Genomic DNA, 14,425 nt, shown 5'->3' on the forward strand with positions numbered 1-14,425 from the left:
GCGGTACGGGTGGGCCGGTGGGCCGGGAGGTGTCTCAGGAGGCGCGCAGGGCCGAGCGGCGCAGCCCCCACAGCTCCTCGTCCGAGGTGCAGACCCCGGCGGCACCGTGGTGGAGTGCCTCGACCACGTCCGCCTCGTCCTGGACGAACCCGGCCGCCAGATACGGCACGCCGAGCGCTCTGGCCTGCTGCTCCATGTAGCGCAACACGACAGCGGGCATGAGCTGGACCAGGTCCGGGCGGGAGCGGGCGACGGACTGGAGGCTGCGGTGCAGGTTGGAGCGGTCGGTGACGAACACCTTCTGCATGGCCAGCAGGCCCAGACTGCTCGCCCGCTCGATGATCGCCGCGCGGGTGGAACAGATCCCGATCGCCCCGATCCCCTTGAGGTAGGTCAGGGCGCCGGGGTCGTGGCCCAGACCGGGGGTCGAGTCCATGTTGACGAACACGATCTTGCCCGCGGCGACGGTCCGCCGGACCGTCTCCGTCAGGTCGCCGAGCGGGACCGAGGCGAGGATGCCGAGCGGGGTCGAGGTGGTGGTGAACCGGTCCGCCATCTCCACACCGACCAGTGACGCCATGACGGGATGTTCCGCCAGCGCGGCCAGCAGGCGCCGGTCAACGGGACGTTTTGGACGATGGTTCACCAATCCACCTTATGTGCTAGCCCTGGTCGGCCGTACCGGCCTTGAAACGGTCGGGCAGCCCCAGCTTCCCGGGGTTCATGATCCCCGTCGGGTCGAGGGCCTGCTTGATAGCCACCCAGGTGCCGAAGCCGCTGCCCAGCGAGCGCTCCACGTACGGCGAGCGCAGCAGTCCGACACCGTGATGGTGGCTGATCGCGGCGCCGTGCCGGATGAGCACCTCGTTGGCGGCGTCCCAGGCGGCCCGGTACCACTCGCGGCGGCGGGGCCGCTCCACGTCACCGCGGAGCGAGAAGTACAGGCAGGCCCCGTCGGTGTAGGCGTGCGACTGGTGCGCGGAGGCGCGCAGCGTCCCCGGGACCGCCTCGATGGCCGCGACCACCTCGTCGTAGATCGCCGGCAGCGACGACCACGGCCCGGCGATCTCACAGGTGTCGGCGACGAAGCCGGGACCCTTGGCGAAACCGTCACCGGACTTGCCGACGATCATCCGCTCGTCCAGCCAGCGGGCGAGGAGCGCGTCGCCGTCGAGCGTCACCGACGCCCGCTCGCCGCAGACCTCCTCGGCCACCGCCATGGCCGCGTCCACCAGCGCCGGGTCCCCCTCGTCGGCGATGAGCAGCAGGTTGGTGCCCGGCTCGCCGAAATGGGTGCCGCTCTCGTGCGCGTCGTACAGGCGCAGCACCGCGGGGGTCGCGCCCCTCTGGAGGATCTCCCGGCAGGCGTCCAGACCCGCGGCGAACGTGTCGAACCCGTACGCCAGGCCCGTCGCGTAGGAGGGCAGCCGGTGGGTCCGCAACCGCAGCCGGGTGATCACGCCCAGGGTGCCCTCGGAGCCGATGAAGAGCTGGCGGAGGTCCGGGCCGACGGCGGCCCGGGGATAGGTGCCGTAGCTGGCGGTGCTCCCGTCCGGGAGGACCACGTCCAGGCCGACGACCATGTCCTCTATCTTCCCGTACCGGGTGGACAGCTGGCCGGCGCCGCGGCAGGCGGCCCAGCCGCCGACCGTGGAGATGGCGAAGGCGGACGGCCAGTGCCCGGTGGTGGCGCCGTGCACCTCCTGCAGCTCCTTCTCGAACAGGTCGCCGAACATGCCCGCCTGCACCTCGACGATCATCGACTCGGCGTCGAAGGAGATGATCTGGTTGAGCCGGCAGACGTCCAGCACGACCCCGCCGAACACCGGCAGGGCGGCCCCGAGGACGTTGCTGCGGCCGGCCGAGACCGTCAGGGGGATGCCGTGCGCGCGGCAGACGCGGACCACGGCGGCCACCTGCTCCTCGTCGGACGCCTCGACGATCACGGCGTCCGGGGTGGCGGGGTTGCCGTCCGTCTCCCCGATGGACGTGCCCGCCCACCAGTCACGGGTGCGCAGGATCACCTCGTCCCGGTCGGTGTGCACGGCGGCGGCGACCGCGCGCAGCTCGGCGACGACCGTGTCGGGGACCTCCACCACGGCAGTCTGCAGACTGGCCTCTCCCGCGCCGGGCGGGCAGTCGGCGGCCCAGCGCGGCGGGGTGGGGGCGCCGACGACGTAGTCGCCCCGGTTGAACGGATGGGTGATGGTCTGCCTGCTGATCATGAAAGTCCCTCCATCAGTACGGTCTTCTCCCGGTCGATGCCGGAGATGTAGTCGTCGACCTGCCGGGCGACCTCGTCGTCGGACAGCCCGAGCTCCCGCTGGAGCAGCCGGCCGACCTCCGGGGCCGCCTTGACCGACAGGTCCCGGGCGAACACCCGCATCCGGGTGCGGCGGGACAGCACGTCGTCGACGGTCCGCGCCAGCTCGCACCGGGCCGCGTAGACCACCTCGGCCCGCAGGTGGGCGGTGCCCTCGATGATCGGCTCGACGAGGGACGGATCCTCGTTGAAGAGGTCGGCGACGAAGCGGGCCTCGGTGCCGTACCGCTCCCCCAGGTGGGCGCCGAGCCCCCCGGTGGCCGAGGTGGCCTCCGTGTCGTAGCCGGCGCCGCCCAGCAGGGGGAGGCGTGCCGTACGGCAGCGGGCCTGGCGGCCGAGCACCTTCAGGGCCTCGTCGACCACGAGCTCACCCATGTGGCGGCTGGTGGTGAGCTTGCCGCCGGTGACGGTGACGAGGCCGTGCGCGTCCGTCGAGATGCGGTGGTCGCGGCTCATGTCGAGGGTGGCCCCCTCCTTGCCGCCGACCAGGGGACGGAGCCCGGCGATCGAGCCGACCACGTCGTCCGGGGTGAGGTCGGCGTCGAAGGCGGTGTTGGCCCCGTCGAGGAGATACTGCATCTCCTCCCGGGTGCACAGCACCTCCTCCAGGGAGCCCTCGTAGTCGGTGTCGGTCGTCCCGACCACGACCACGTCCCCCCAGCGGGTGCAGGTCGCGCGGCGGGCCCGGCCGGGGATGGGCACGGTCACGGTGCCGTCGATGGGCAGCCGGGTCCACGGCACCACGATGTGCACCCCCTTGGCGGGGCGGATCCGAGGCCGGTGGCCGGGGTCCGACAGGGCGTCGAGCGTGTCCGACCAGACTCCGGTGGCATTGATCACGACGCTCGCCCGCACCTCGATGTCACGGCCGTCGACCTCGACGGTCGCGCCGCGCACCCTGCCGCCCTCGCGGACGAGGCCGCGGCAGGCGGCGCCGTTGAGCACGGTCGCCCCGAAGTGCGCGGCGGTCCGCGCGATGGTCAGGGTCAGGCGCGCGTCGTCGGTGCGGCTGTCGTAGTAGAGCAGCCCGCCCTTGAGCCGGTCGGCGCGCAGCCGTGGGGCGCGGGCGAGGACCTCGGGCACGCTGAGCCGCTGGTGGAGCCTGCCGATGCGCCATCCCCCGGCGAGGTCGTAGGTCCACAGCAGGCCCTCGAAGGCCTTGGCGATGCGCGCGTCGAAGACGCCGTCCTGGGCGAGGACGGGGAAGACGAACGGCAGCCGCTGCACCAGGTGCGGCGCGTTGTGGCGGAAGCGCTGCCGCTCCAGCAGCGAACGCCGGACCAGCGGCAGGTTGCCCTGCTCGATGTACCGCAGGCCGCCGTGCACCATCTTCGACGACTTGGAGGAGGTGCCCGACGCGAAGTCGTCCCGCTCCACGAGCGCCACGGTCAGGCCGCGGGTGACGGCGTCCAGCGCGGTGTAGCAGCCGGTGACGCCGCCGCCGACGACGAGGACGTCCACGTGCTGGGAGGCGAGCCGTTCGATCTGCTCCTGGCGGTCGAGTTTCAGCGCGGTGCGCCGGATGGCGCTCTTCGTCTCTGATCTCGCCTTACGTTCGGGAAGCCGGATCACGACGTTGATTCCTCCTGTGAATCGGGTTCGGCGCCGCGGGCCCCGGGCCTCTGCGGCCGGGCGCCGTGGTCGGCGGGGGTGATGTGGCGGGCCAGCAGGTCGCGCCATTCGGCGCGGGCCTCCTGGCGCCCGGCGTCTGACAGGGTGGGTTCGAAGACGGGGGCGGTCCGGAGCCCGGCGACGGCCGCCGAGAGGCTCGGCCACAGCCCGGTCCGCACGCCGCCGAGGTAGGCGGTGCCGCGGAGGCTGGCGGTCCCGTTGTCGCGGGCGCGCCGTACGGGCCGGCCGATCAGATCCGCCTGGCTGGACATCAACACGTCGCTGGTGGCGAGCCCGCCGCCGCAGAACAGGTCGGTGACCGGCCGGCCCATGGCCCCCTCCACGCCTTCCAGCAGGTCGCACACCGAGTGCGCGAAGCCGTCGAGGATGCCGCGCGCCAGCTCCGCCCGGGTCGTGGACAGGCTGAGCCCGGTGAGGATCCCGGTGGCCTCCGGCGACCAGACCGGGGTCCGCAGCCCCGCCAGCGCGGGCAGGAACCGCACCCGGGTCGGCCCCGTGTGCTCGCGGGCGAGCTCGGCCAGCTGGGCCGGTGACTCGAACAGCCCGATCTCCTCGCACAGCCAGCGCATCGCGGAGCCGGTCGTCGGGGCGTACCCCTCCAGGCTGAACACGGACGCGCCCGCGGACCGCCAGCCGACCAGGGTGAGCACCCCCGGCACCTGGCGGAGGTGGGCGGGCGGCCGGTCGCCCGCGACGGCGTCGAGGAACGTGCCGGTCCCGTGGACGCACATGGCCTGACCGGGCCGGTGGGCGCCGAGCGCGATCATCGCCGCGTGCTGGTCGCCCATGACGGACAGGATGGGCAGCCGCACACCGAGGACCGACGGGTCGGTGACACCGAAGTCGCCGTCCTCGTCCACGATCCGCGGCAGCAGGTCGCGCGGGCAGCCGAGGAAGTCCACCCACGGCCCGTGCCAGTCCCCCGTCCGCAGGTCGTAGGCGCCCGTCGCCACGGCGTTCGTGGCGGACATGACATGGCGCGCCCCGCCGGTGAGCTTCCAGACCAGCCAGGTGTCGATCGAGCCGAAGGCGAGCCGGCCCTCGTCGTGGGCCCGGCCGGCGGCCTCGTTCCGGGTGAGCTCCTCCGCCGCCCACAGCAGCGGCGCCCGGGAGCCGACCGGCCGGCCGGTGTGCTGGACGAGGTGCGCGTCCCACTCCGGCTCCCACTCCCGCAGCCGGGCGGCGTAGCGGCGGTCCTGCCACACCACGGCCTGGCTCAGCGGCGCGCCGGTCACCGTGTCCCACAACAGCACCGTGGCGCGCTGGGTGGAGATCGACACTCCGGTGATCTCCACCCCGTGCGCGGAGGCCCAGTCCAGCGCCTCACGGCAGACCTGGACGGTGTTCACCCAGATCTCCGTCCCGTCCTGTTCGACGCGCAGATGGTCAGGCGAGCAGACCGAGATGGGCAGGTAGGCGGGTGGTGCCGTGCCACCGTCGTCGAGGACGACGGCGGCACGGGTGCCCGTGGTGCCCTCATCGATGCTGAGCACGCCGCGGCGGCGTTCTCCGGTCATCCGAGAAGGTCCTTTCATCGTGTCCGAGCCGGACACCGTTCAGGCCGACACCGGCTTGCGCTGCTGGAGGCGGATCGTCTCTTCTTCCAGGTTCACCGCCACGCGGGTGGGATCCCACTTGATCGCCACGCAGGTGAGCAGGCCGACCAGCGGCACCACCGACAGGAGCATCAGGCTGGTGCCCACCCCGAGGCCCGCCTGGAGCTGCGGGAACAGGTACAGGCCCGCGACCGATCCGAGGCTGCCGAGCATGCCGGTCACGCCGGTGCCCAGCGTGCGGATGTCGCTGCGGTACGACAGCGCCGCGATCGACTTGCCGTTGGGGCCGGGGCCGGCGGAGTGGAAGAAGATGAACAGCACCGGCAGCATGGCGGCCAGCGCGATCGGTAGTTCCTTGAACGTCGCGCCCATGACCAGCAGGGCGACGAACACCATGGCGTACCCGAGCATGGAGCTGATCCGCAGACCCAGCCGGCGGCCGGCGTAGGCCGACAGGCAGCCGCCGATGATGCCGACGGCGTTGAACGCCATGGAACCCAGGGTCGCCTTCTCGAACTCCTTGCCGAACAGCTCAAGGCTGATCACCGGCAGATACCAGCCCACGGCGAAGTACTGCATGGCCTGGGTGAGGGAGATGACGGTCGACAGCATGGTCCGCGGCAGGTAGGGCTTGCGGAAGAGCACGCCCGCGTCCCGCAGCCCGACCTGGTGCGCCGGCTTCCCGGACTGCCCGTCCTCCTGGGGCCCTTCCTGCGCGGCGAACCCGTACATCCGGCGGAGGTTCGCCACGGCCTCCCGGAGACGCCCCTTGGACGCCAGCCAGGTGGGGCTCTCCACCAGGAAGGTCAGCTGCAGCACGAACAGGGCGAGCGCGAAGACGGCCGCGGAGCCGACGGACCAGCGCCAGATGTCGGCGCCGACGTCGAACTTGTAGAACACCAGGGTGAGCAGGAGGTTCATGGTCGTCGCGGTGTACCAGACGCCCTGCCAGAAGTTGAGCCTGCCCTTGAGGGAGGCGGGCGTGTATTCGGCGAGCAGTGCCATGGCGACGGCGAAGTCCATGCCGTAGGCGATGCCCACCAGGGCCCGCCCGGCGAAGACCGTCTGGAAGTCCGAGCCGGCCGCGGTCAGCAGAGCGCCGAGCGCGAAGACGACCTTCGTGATCAGCAGCGGTCTGATCCGGCCGATCCGCGCGGCGAGCCAGCCACCGAAGGGGTTGGAGACGATCGCGATCGCCGGGGCCATCGCGGTGAGCAGGCCGACCTGCGCGGGTGACAGGTTCAGCTGCTTGACCATGGGGGACAGGCCGGCCCCCAGCGCCGCGTTGGAGTAGGCGTCCAGGAACAGACCTGCCAGGGCGAGGAACCAGATCCAGTTCGCCCTGCCGCCCAGGGTCTTGAGAGTGTCGATGAGATCGGCCGCGTCTCCCGCGTTGCGGATGACTGCTGTTCTTGTGGTCGCGGGGCCGTCGTCCATGCCCAGCCGCCTTTCAGGGGGGTTGAATCCCTTGCCAGCGGTCCAGGAACGACAGAAAGCACAGACGAAGACCACTGACAGGGATGTCTTCGTCTGTGCCTGTCGGTTAACAGGACGTTATTTATGCATGTCCGTTATGTCAAGAGTCATGACCCAAATGTGACAATCAAGGACATTAACCCTAAAGTCGCACACCATGTCTTATGTCGTGCAAGCCGTCTGGACCGCCCGTGACGGAGAGGAGAACGCCGTCGCCGACATCATCCGGACCATCACCCCGCTGTCCCGCCGGGAGCCGGGCAATCTCGTCTACCAGGCCCACGTCTCCGTCGACGACCCCCGGCGGTTCATGATCTACGAACAGTACGTCGACGCCGCGGCCTTCGAGGCGCACCGCGCCTCCGAGCACTTCCAGAAGCACGTCGTCGGCGACTGCCTGGCCCGCCTCGCCTCCCGGGAGGTCGTCGCCTACGAGCCTCTCGACCCCTGACCCGATCCCGCCGCCCGCCGGTTGGGGGTCCCCTGGGGGTTCTCTCAGGGGATCCCCCGATGCGCGGCCACCCGGCCGGGCGGGAGGATCTTCGTCGTGAGGATGAAGAACGTGATCGCCGCCGGAGCACTGCTGGCCTCTTGCGCGTTGTTGACCGGATGCGGTCTGCAGGACCTCGGGAAGGCCTCCGCGCGGGACGAGGTCTCCTACGACGTCGAGGACCGGGTGGCCAAGCTGGACGTCCGGGGCCGGACGGGGGACATCACGGTCGTCGAGAAGGACAGGACCGGGATCCGGGTCGTCGAGACTCTCTACTGGCGCGGGGACAAGCCGAAGACGGAGCACCGGGTGGAGGGAGAGGCGCTGGTCGTGTCCTACCGGTGTGAGTCGGACTGGGGCTCGTGCGGCGTCGACTACCGGGTGGAGGTGCCCAAGGGCCTGCACGTGAAGGTGGACAGCCGAGCGGGCGACATCACACTCCATACCCTGTCCGGGGTGGTCGAGGCGGCGACCAGTTCCGGCGACATCGTCGCCAGCGGACTGGGCGGCAAGAAGTTCATCGGCGAGACGGTCTCGGGTGACATCGAGTTGAGGTACACGGCCAGGCCCGACGACGTCGAGATGGAGATCGCCAGTGGTAACGGTACCGTCTACGTCCCCGACGGGGCCTACAACGTGACCACGGACGCGGTCACGGGCGACGTGGCGGTGAAGGTCACCGACAACTCGGCCTCGAAGCACCGGATCTCGATCACCACCGTCACGGGCGACGCGAAGGTCCTGCCCGCCTAGGGTCCCGTCCTCGCGCCGACCGTGCCGGGCCCGGTGACGGGCTACCGGGCTCGTCGTCATCGCGCGGCTGCTGGAGGAGCCCGGCGAGGGGCGGAAGAGGCCGTACGTCTGCCTCCTGGCCCGCAAGCCCGGACCGGCGTAACCGGCAGGCGAGCCCGCTGGCAAGTGAGCCCGTCGGCAGGCGAGCCCGTCCGCGGTGGGGGCCGCGCACGCTGCCCCGGCCCGTGCGCGGCCGGGGCAGCGTGCTGACAGGGTCCGTACCGGCAGGCCCGGACGGGCGCACCCGGTCAGCGACCTTGCAGGCTCCTGACGTTGTCGCCGAAGGTCCAGCCCTTCGACCCGTCCCAGTTGATGGACCAGGTCATCAGGCCCTTGAGGTTGCCGTTGAAGCCGTTCCAGCTCTGGCTCACCAGGGAGGGCGACATGTAGCCGCCTCCCGCTCCGGGCTGGGCGGGCAGGCCGGGGACCTGCTTGTCATAGGGGACCCTGATCGTGGTGCCCTGGATGACCAGCCCCTTGTCCAGACAGGTGGTCTGGGCGGTGAATCCCTGAACCGTTCCCGCGGAGTAGGAGTCACCGGAGCAGCCGTACATGCTCCCGTTGTAGTACTGCATGTTCAGCCACCAGAGGCGGCCGTTGTCGGCGTACTTCTTGATGATCGGCAGATACGCGCCCCAGATCGAGCCGTAGGTGACGCTGCCTCCCGTGACGTACGCCGTCTCGGGGGCCATGGTCAGGCCGAAGTTGGCGGGCATCTGGGCGAGCACGCCGTCGATGATGCGGATGAGGTTGGCCTGGGACGCGGACAGCTGGTTGATGTTGCCGCTGCCGCTGAGACCGGTCTCGATGTCGATGTCGATGCCGTCGAAGTTGTACTTCTTGAGGATCGGCACGATGGTCGCGACGAAGCGGTCGGCGACGGTGCTGGAGCTGAGATCGATGCCGGCGGTCGCTCCGCCGATGGACATCAGGATCGTCAGACCGGCGGCCTTGGCCTGGCACATCTCGGCCGGGGTGGCGACCTTGACGGTGGAGTCCATGCCGTCTTCCCACAGGGCGGTGCCGTCGGAGCGGATCACCGGGAACGCCGCGTTGATCACGTTGTAGCCGTGGGCCTGGATGCGGGGGTCGGTGATCGGGATCCAGCCGAGCGGCGGGTGCACACCGTTCGACGCGCCGTCCCAGTTCTCCCAGTACCCATGGAGGACCTTGCCCGCCGGCCTCGACTTCACCGGGCACGTCGTCCCTGGCGTGGGCGTGGGCGTGGGCGTAGGAGTGGGGGTTGGCGTCGGTGTCGGGGTGGGGGTCGGTGTCGGTGTTGGGGTGGGCGTCGGGGTGGGCGTCGGGGTGGGGGACGGCGAGGATCCGGGGCCGTCGAAGCTCACGTCATCGGCGTAGTAGGTGCCCTGGCCGTACCAGCCGTGCAGGTAGATCACGGCGGTGGTCTGGTTGGCCGCGGTGGTGAAGGGGACGGTGAGCTGCGTGTACGCCGTCGCCGATGAGGTCCAGGTGGATCCGCCGCCGTTCACGCCCAGGTATACGTAGTTGCCGCGGACCCAGGCGGTCAGGGTGTAGGCGGTGCTCGGCCGGACGGTCACGGACTGGCTGCACTGGGCGGTGTCGGAGGCGCTCGCCGCGCCGGCGAGCGCCTTCGTGCCGGAGCGGGCAGGGGAACCGACCACCGATCCCAGCCCGCCGGCGCAGGTCCAGGGCGAGAGGGCTCCGGTCTCGAAGTCGGGATTCACAAGCAGGTTGGCCGCGCTGGCCGGCGTCTGGGCGATGAGGGCGCCCACGGCCGCCAGCAGTAGCGACACTGCCAGCGTCAGCAGACGCGATGTTCGGTTTCGCATGCGGGTCTCCCGGACCAGGAGCGATCGGAGCCTCCGCGCCGATCGAGGGGGGTGAGGGTACGGGTGATGGCGCACTGGCGAGGCCGGTGGATTCGCTCGCCAGCGAGCTACTGGATGAGTGCACGGATCCGCGTGGTTACATGGTCGGGACCAACGGCATCACTGTCAAGTTTCTTAACAAATAACTCTCTCACCAGCGGGAACCCTCTCGGCACCTCGCGGACCCCTTGCGGGAGGGGTACGGCGTGGCCGTTCGGCCCGGAGTGGCCGTCGACCGCCCCGGCCCCGTACGGGAGACCGGCCGCAGGAGGGCGGCCGCCAGGCAGGCAGTGATCATCGCGCTCGGCGCGCGCATAACCGATAGACGTGATGACCTGTGGCGTCCTATCTTCACAGGGCTCAAGATTTCCACGTCCTGATCGGGGTGCATCTCATGAGGTTCCAGGCACCGGCGGCCCGCTGCGACCGGCCGTCATCCGTGAACGCCATGACCTCAACGGACGTAAGGAATCCCGTCAGTGGACCTTTCTCGTAGTTTCACCATCCGCGAGAGCAGTCACCGCATCCACAACCCGTTCACCAGCGAGAAGCTGGCCACTCTGGGGCGGGCGCTGCGCCTGGAGCCCGGAACGCGCGTGCTCGACCTCGCGAGCGGATCGGGCGAGATGCTGTGCACCTGGGCTCAGGCCCATCAGATCACCGGGACCGGGGTGGACATCAGCACGGTGTTCACCGGGAACGCGCGTGCCCGCGCGGTCGAGCTGGGCGTCGCCGGCCGGGTGAACTTCATCCACGGCAACGCATCAGGCTACGTCGCGCAAGAACCCGTCGAGCTCGCGGCGTGCATCGGCGCGACCTGGATCGGCGGAGGCCTGGCCGGCACGGTCGAGCTGCTGAACCGCAGCCTCCGGCCGGGCGGCATGATGTTGATCGGTGAGCCGTACTGGCGTCAGGACCCCCCCGACCAGCACACCGTCGAAGCCTGCCGCGCCCGTAGCAAAGACGACCTCCGGCTGCTCCCAGGGCTCATCCAGCAGTTCGGAGCACTGGGTTACGACGTCGTCGAAATGGTGCTCGCCGACCAGGACAGCTGGGACCGCTACAGGGCGGCACAGTGGCTCAACATCCGCCGCTGGCTCGACCGCAACCCCGACGACGGACTCGCCGCCGACCTGCGGGCCGAACTCTCGGAAGCTCCCGCCCACTACGCGCGTTACGAACGCGAATACGTGGGCTGGGGGGTCTTCGCCCTGATCAACCGCTGACAACCGCCCCGGCACTGAGCCCGGTGACATTCGGATTAGCCGGGGCCTGCTATGGCGACTCCGGGCATAGATGGGGAAATCTTACCAAAACCAGGAAGAGCGAGCCGGGCGGGCCATCCGTGAAACGCGGAAGGCGCTGATATTTTCAGCTCATATGGTGCCGAAGGTTACGGAGACTCAGGAGGGAAACCTTCGGTCACATATGAGGCATGACATTCGTGAGTAAATGGAATCGCTGTCATGCCGTAGCCGAAAAAATCACATGCCAAAGGGGTTCGTCATGGACTGGGTGAAGACCGCGCTCTCTGTGGGTACGACGATCGGAAAGATCGCGGGAATGCTTCAGGGCAACGACAGTGGACTCATTCATTTCGGTCCGACGGGTTCCGGCGTGAACCCCGCGATCGGCCAGGCGGTCTTCTTCTTGGATAAAACCGGACAATGCTGGGTGGGGAACCAAGGGGAGACCCAGCTGGGAATCTCCTTCCCATCCGGCCGGGGCGAGTTGCCGCCGCCCAACACTTATGTGATCAATCCATACACGAAATATCCCATAACATCGGCGTTCAACGTGTACGCCCAGGGGGAACAGGACCATTTCGTCATCACCCCCTTGGAGGTCCCGTCCCCCTCGGGCGCGCGCATGAGCCCGCATGCCACCGTCCAGGCGCAGGCGGCCAACGTTCCCGCGGGTGTGGAATTCTCTCTCGGTCCCTACATCACAGTGAAGGTGAACGCGTCGGACAGGACGATCCTGGTCACCATCCTCGGCGGTCTGGCCCTGCTGGGGATCGTCCTGCTCAACATCAACGGAGCCGGTGACACCGTTGCCAGGTTGACCAACATCGGCCTCCCCGGCGATCAGAACGGGGGGACGAAGAGCATGACGGTCCCGATCCCGGCCGGCGTCGAGGTGAGCAGGGGTCTGCAGTTCATCGACATCACCGTGGCGATCCAGGACTTCGAAACGCTCCTGAAGGACTTCCCGCACGAGAACGCCGACCTGCTGGAGCCGCTCTCCGAGGAGGATCGCCAGAGGATCCTGGCCTACACGGAGGCGTGACGGCGCCGTCGACGATGGGTGTGCGTGCCCGCGCCGGCGGCGGCGCGGGCACGCACACCTGGGTTCAGAAGCCGATCAGGTTGCCGCCCAGCGACACCCAGTCGGGCGACCAGGCTCCGTCCGCGTCCTGCCACTTGTGCCACAGGGCGGAGTCGTAGCCGACGTGGAAGGCCTCCAGGCGGCCGTCGAAGGTGAGGGCCAGAGCCGGGTCGCTGGCCAGCTCGCCGCCGAGGCTGCTCCACGGGCCCCAGGTGCCGTCGGCGGTCTGGGAGATCTGCCAGGCGGCGGAGTCGGTGCCACGGGCGAGGACGACGAGGCGGTGGTGCATGTCCTGGGAGACCGCCGGGGTGCCGGCGATGTTCACGCCCTCGAGGCACTGCCAATCGCCCCAGCCGCCGTCGTCAGTGGTCTGTCCGATGTGCCACAGGGTGTCGCCGGAGGTGTCGTCGGAGCGGTGCACGAACACCTCCAGCTTCCCGTCGGCCCTGAGGAACACTGCCGGAGTGCCCACCATGCTGCCGCCGAGGTTTTTCCAGTCGCCCCAGGCTCCGTAGCGGGTGGTCTGAGAGATGCACTGCAAGGTGTCGTCGTCGCCTCGTGCGAACACGGCCAGCCGGCCGTCCACGTTCTGGAACACCGCCGGGTCGCTGCGGAGTTCGCCGCCAAGGTCCTTCCACCCGCTCCAGCCGTCGTCCGGCATGGTCTGCCAGGTGTGTTGCAGGGTGCTGTCGACTCCGCGCATGAACACGGCCAGCCGCCCCTCGGCGTTCTGGAACACCGCGATCTCGCCGCCCAGGGACTGGCCGCCGAGATCCTTCCAATGGTCCTCCCAGTCGCCGTTGGGGGTCTTCTGCCCCTTGGTCTGAACGTGGCCGTCGGTGTCCGGGGCGAACACCTCCAGGCATGCGCCGGCATTACGGAAGACGGTCGGAGCGCTGCCGAACGTGCCGCCGAGGCTCTTCCACTCACCCCAGTCGCCGTTGAGGGTGGTCTGCCAGATGTGCTGCACGGTGCTGTCGGCGCCTCGGGCGAACGCCTCCAGGCGTCCATCGGCGTTACGCGCGACGCGGATGCCGGCGATGGTGAGATCCATGAGCGACGTATCCTCACGTAGAGTGACTGATTGATAGCAAACAGTCAACCACAGCGTATTTCGTGAGCCTGGGCAAGGTCGCGCCCTGACTCGCGACCTGGCTGAGGAAGGGCGATGAGCGGCCGGGCGCGGGGTGGACGTGCTGCTTAAGGTCTACGCCAAGTGTGTCGGTGGGCAGCGCGAGGCGGCGGACAGGCGGATCTTGGGAGTGCTCACGACGTGAGATCCCTGACAGCTGGACAGCCGGGGCCCGGGTGACCCCCGGGGTCCTTCGCCGTGTCGGCTCCCGCACCCTCGGAACCGTCCCGCGAGCTTCCGGAACTGCTGAACGCCCCTGTGTCGCAACCCGGAGTGCAACCCTGGACCCAATGGGTCGGGCTGACATGACGGCCGGCGCTACCGGACCCTCATCTCTTCAATTCGAGTAGCCCCGTCTTCGCAGAGAAGAAAGAAGTGTGCGGCCTCCGGGCCGGGAAAGCGACTGTCTCCGTCCAGCGGATTCGACTGGATCACGGGTCATTCGCCTGTTCTCCGGGAATCGGACCCGTGCTGTCAGTTCGGGGATCATCTTCCGGCCTTGCCGCCTTGGCTGGGAAAACAAAGGGAGCAGGTCGGGGCGGGTCGATTCCCCGTGATTCCCCGTGAGTGACCGTGGTTCCCCGTCTTCTCCGGCACGGACCTGAGGCTTGATTAAGGTATTGACCTGTTGCTTTGTCGCGGTGGCGAGCCTGGTCGCTCGATCGCCCCCAGCCGCCTACGACGGCCGGCCACAGGCGGACGATCGTGCGGGCAGCGCTTTCATGGCAGTTCACATGGATGTCTGGTGAGTCGAACCCGCCGCTGCTCGCCCGTACGGATCATCACGCATCTTCGCGCCCCGTCGACCGGAGGTCCACGATGAGTCCCTTCCACGGCTCCGTGATA

At 69.3% G+C, this 14,425-nt stretch carries 10 protein-coding genes and 1 pseudogene; 4 read left to right on the plus strand and 7 right to left on the minus strand.

What is annotated here, in order from left to right:
• Nucleotides 1-34 precede the first annotated feature (34 nt).
• Genes J2S55_RS18625 through J2S55_RS18645 form a run of 5 tightly spaced genes read right to left on the minus strand, consistent with a single transcriptional unit; the run spans nucleotide 35 to nucleotide 6,948 of the window.
• On the minus strand, nucleotides 35-646 hold the full coding sequence (locus tag J2S55_RS18625) for a glycerol-3-phosphate responsive antiterminator (protein WP_306862404.1): 612 nt from the start codon (nucleotides 644-646) through the stop codon (nucleotides 35-37).
• A gap of 16 nt (nucleotides 647-662) precedes the next feature.
• Nucleotides 663-2,225, minus strand: coding sequence for an FAD-binding oxidoreductase (locus J2S55_RS18630; protein WP_306862406.1), 1,563 nt, complete (start codon nucleotides 2,223-2,225; stop codon nucleotides 663-665).
• Nucleotides 2,222-3,895 (minus strand): glycerol-3-phosphate dehydrogenase/oxidase, encoded by a 1,674-nt coding sequence (locus J2S55_RS18635; RefSeq protein ID WP_306862408.1) that lies wholly within the window; start codon nucleotides 3,893-3,895, stop codon nucleotides 2,222-2,224. The genes J2S55_RS18630 and J2S55_RS18635 overlap by 4 nt, the downstream gene beginning before the upstream one ends.
• A complete protein-coding gene (locus J2S55_RS18640; protein WP_306862410.1) occupies nucleotides 3,892-5,472 on the minus strand; it encodes an FGGY family carbohydrate kinase in 1,581 nt (526 codons plus the stop codon). Before J2S55_RS18640 ends, J2S55_RS18635 begins: the two co-directional genes overlap by 4 nt.
• A gap of 39 nt (nucleotides 5,473-5,511) precedes the next feature.
• A complete protein-coding gene (locus tag J2S55_RS18645; protein ID WP_306862412.1) occupies nucleotides 5,512-6,948 on the minus strand; it encodes an MFS transporter in 1,437 nt (478 codons plus the stop codon).
• A 196-nt stretch (nucleotides 6,949-7,144) separates the two neighbouring features.
• On the opposite strand from J2S55_RS18645, the gene J2S55_RS18650 reads away from it, so the two are divergent.
• Both J2S55_RS18650 and J2S55_RS18655 read left to right on the plus strand, forming a co-directional pair.
• The gene (locus J2S55_RS18650; protein ID WP_306862414.1) at nucleotides 7,145-7,438 is read left to right on the plus strand and encodes a putative quinol monooxygenase; all 294 of its coding nucleotides are present in this window, start codon (nucleotides 7,145-7,147) and stop codon (nucleotides 7,436-7,438) included.
• 102 nt (nucleotides 7,439-7,540) lie between these two features.
• Nucleotides 7,541-8,230 (plus strand): DUF4097 family beta strand repeat-containing protein, encoded by a 690-nt coding sequence (locus J2S55_RS18655; RefSeq protein ID WP_306875475.1) that lies wholly within the window; start codon nucleotides 7,541-7,543, stop codon nucleotides 8,228-8,230.
• 287 nt (nucleotides 8,231-8,517) lie between these two features.
• Here J2S55_RS18655 and J2S55_RS18660 read toward each other — a convergent pair whose 3' ends face one another.
• Complete coding sequence (locus tag J2S55_RS18660; protein WP_306862418.1) at nucleotides 8,518-10,080, minus strand: glycosyl hydrolase family 18 protein; 1,563 nt, start codon at nucleotides 10,078-10,080, stop codon at nucleotides 8,518-8,520.
• Nucleotides 10,081-10,598: 518 nt separating this feature from the next.
• Here J2S55_RS18660 and J2S55_RS18665 point away from each other — a divergent pair.
• Together J2S55_RS18665 and J2S55_RS18670 are read left to right on the plus strand one after the other, a co-directional pair.
• Nucleotides 10,599-11,345: an SAM-dependent methyltransferase gene (locus J2S55_RS18665; protein WP_306862421.1), complete on the plus strand. Its 747-nt coding sequence runs from the start codon at nucleotides 10,599-10,601 to the stop codon at nucleotides 11,343-11,345.
• A gap of 280 nt (nucleotides 11,346-11,625) precedes the next feature.
• Nucleotides 11,626-12,408, plus strand: coding sequence for a hypothetical protein (locus J2S55_RS18670; RefSeq protein WP_306862423.1), 783 nt, complete (start codon nucleotides 11,626-11,628; stop codon nucleotides 12,406-12,408).
• Between the two features lie 64 nt (nucleotides 12,409-12,472).
• On the opposite strand, the pseudogene J2S55_RS18675 reads toward J2S55_RS18670, so the two are convergent.
• Nucleotides 12,473-13,591, minus strand: a pseudogene (locus J2S55_RS18675) (PLL family lectin); the annotation flags it as partial.
• Nucleotides 13,592-14,425: the final 834 nt, after the last annotated feature.

Origin of the sequence: Streptosporangium brasiliense (genome assembly GCF_030811595.1) — a bacterium.
GTDB lineage: Bacteria > Actinomycetota > Actinomycetes > Streptosporangiales > Streptosporangiaceae > Streptosporangium > Streptosporangium brasiliense.

Excerpts from the sequence above, each read along its gene's own strand:
- J2S55_RS18640 (WP_306862410.1), bottom strand. The coding sequence starts at position 5,472 with ATGACCGGAGAACGCCGCCGCGGCGTGCTCAGCATCGATGAGGGCACC.
- J2S55_RS18630 (WP_306862406.1), bottom strand. The coding sequence starts at position 2,225 with ATGATCAGCAGGCAGACCATCACCCATCCGTTCAACCGGGGCGACTAC.
- J2S55_RS18655 (WP_306875475.1), top strand. The coding sequence starts at position 7,541 with ATGAAGAACGTGATCGCCGCCGGAGCACTGCTGGCCTCTTGCGCGTTG.
- J2S55_RS18660 (WP_306862418.1), bottom strand. The coding sequence starts at position 10,080 with ATGCGAAACCGAACATCGCGTCTGCTGACGCTGGCAGTGTCGCTACTG.
- J2S55_RS18645 (WP_306862412.1), bottom strand. The coding sequence starts at position 6,948 with ATGGACGACGGCCCCGCGACCACAAGAACAGCAGTCATCCGCAACGCG.
- J2S55_RS18670 (WP_306862423.1), top strand. The coding sequence starts at position 11,626 with ATGGACTGGGTGAAGACCGCGCTCTCTGTGGGTACGACGATCGGAAAG.
- J2S55_RS18650 (WP_306862414.1), top strand. The coding sequence starts at position 7,145 with ATGTCTTATGTCGTGCAAGCCGTCTGGACCGCCCGTGACGGAGAGGAG.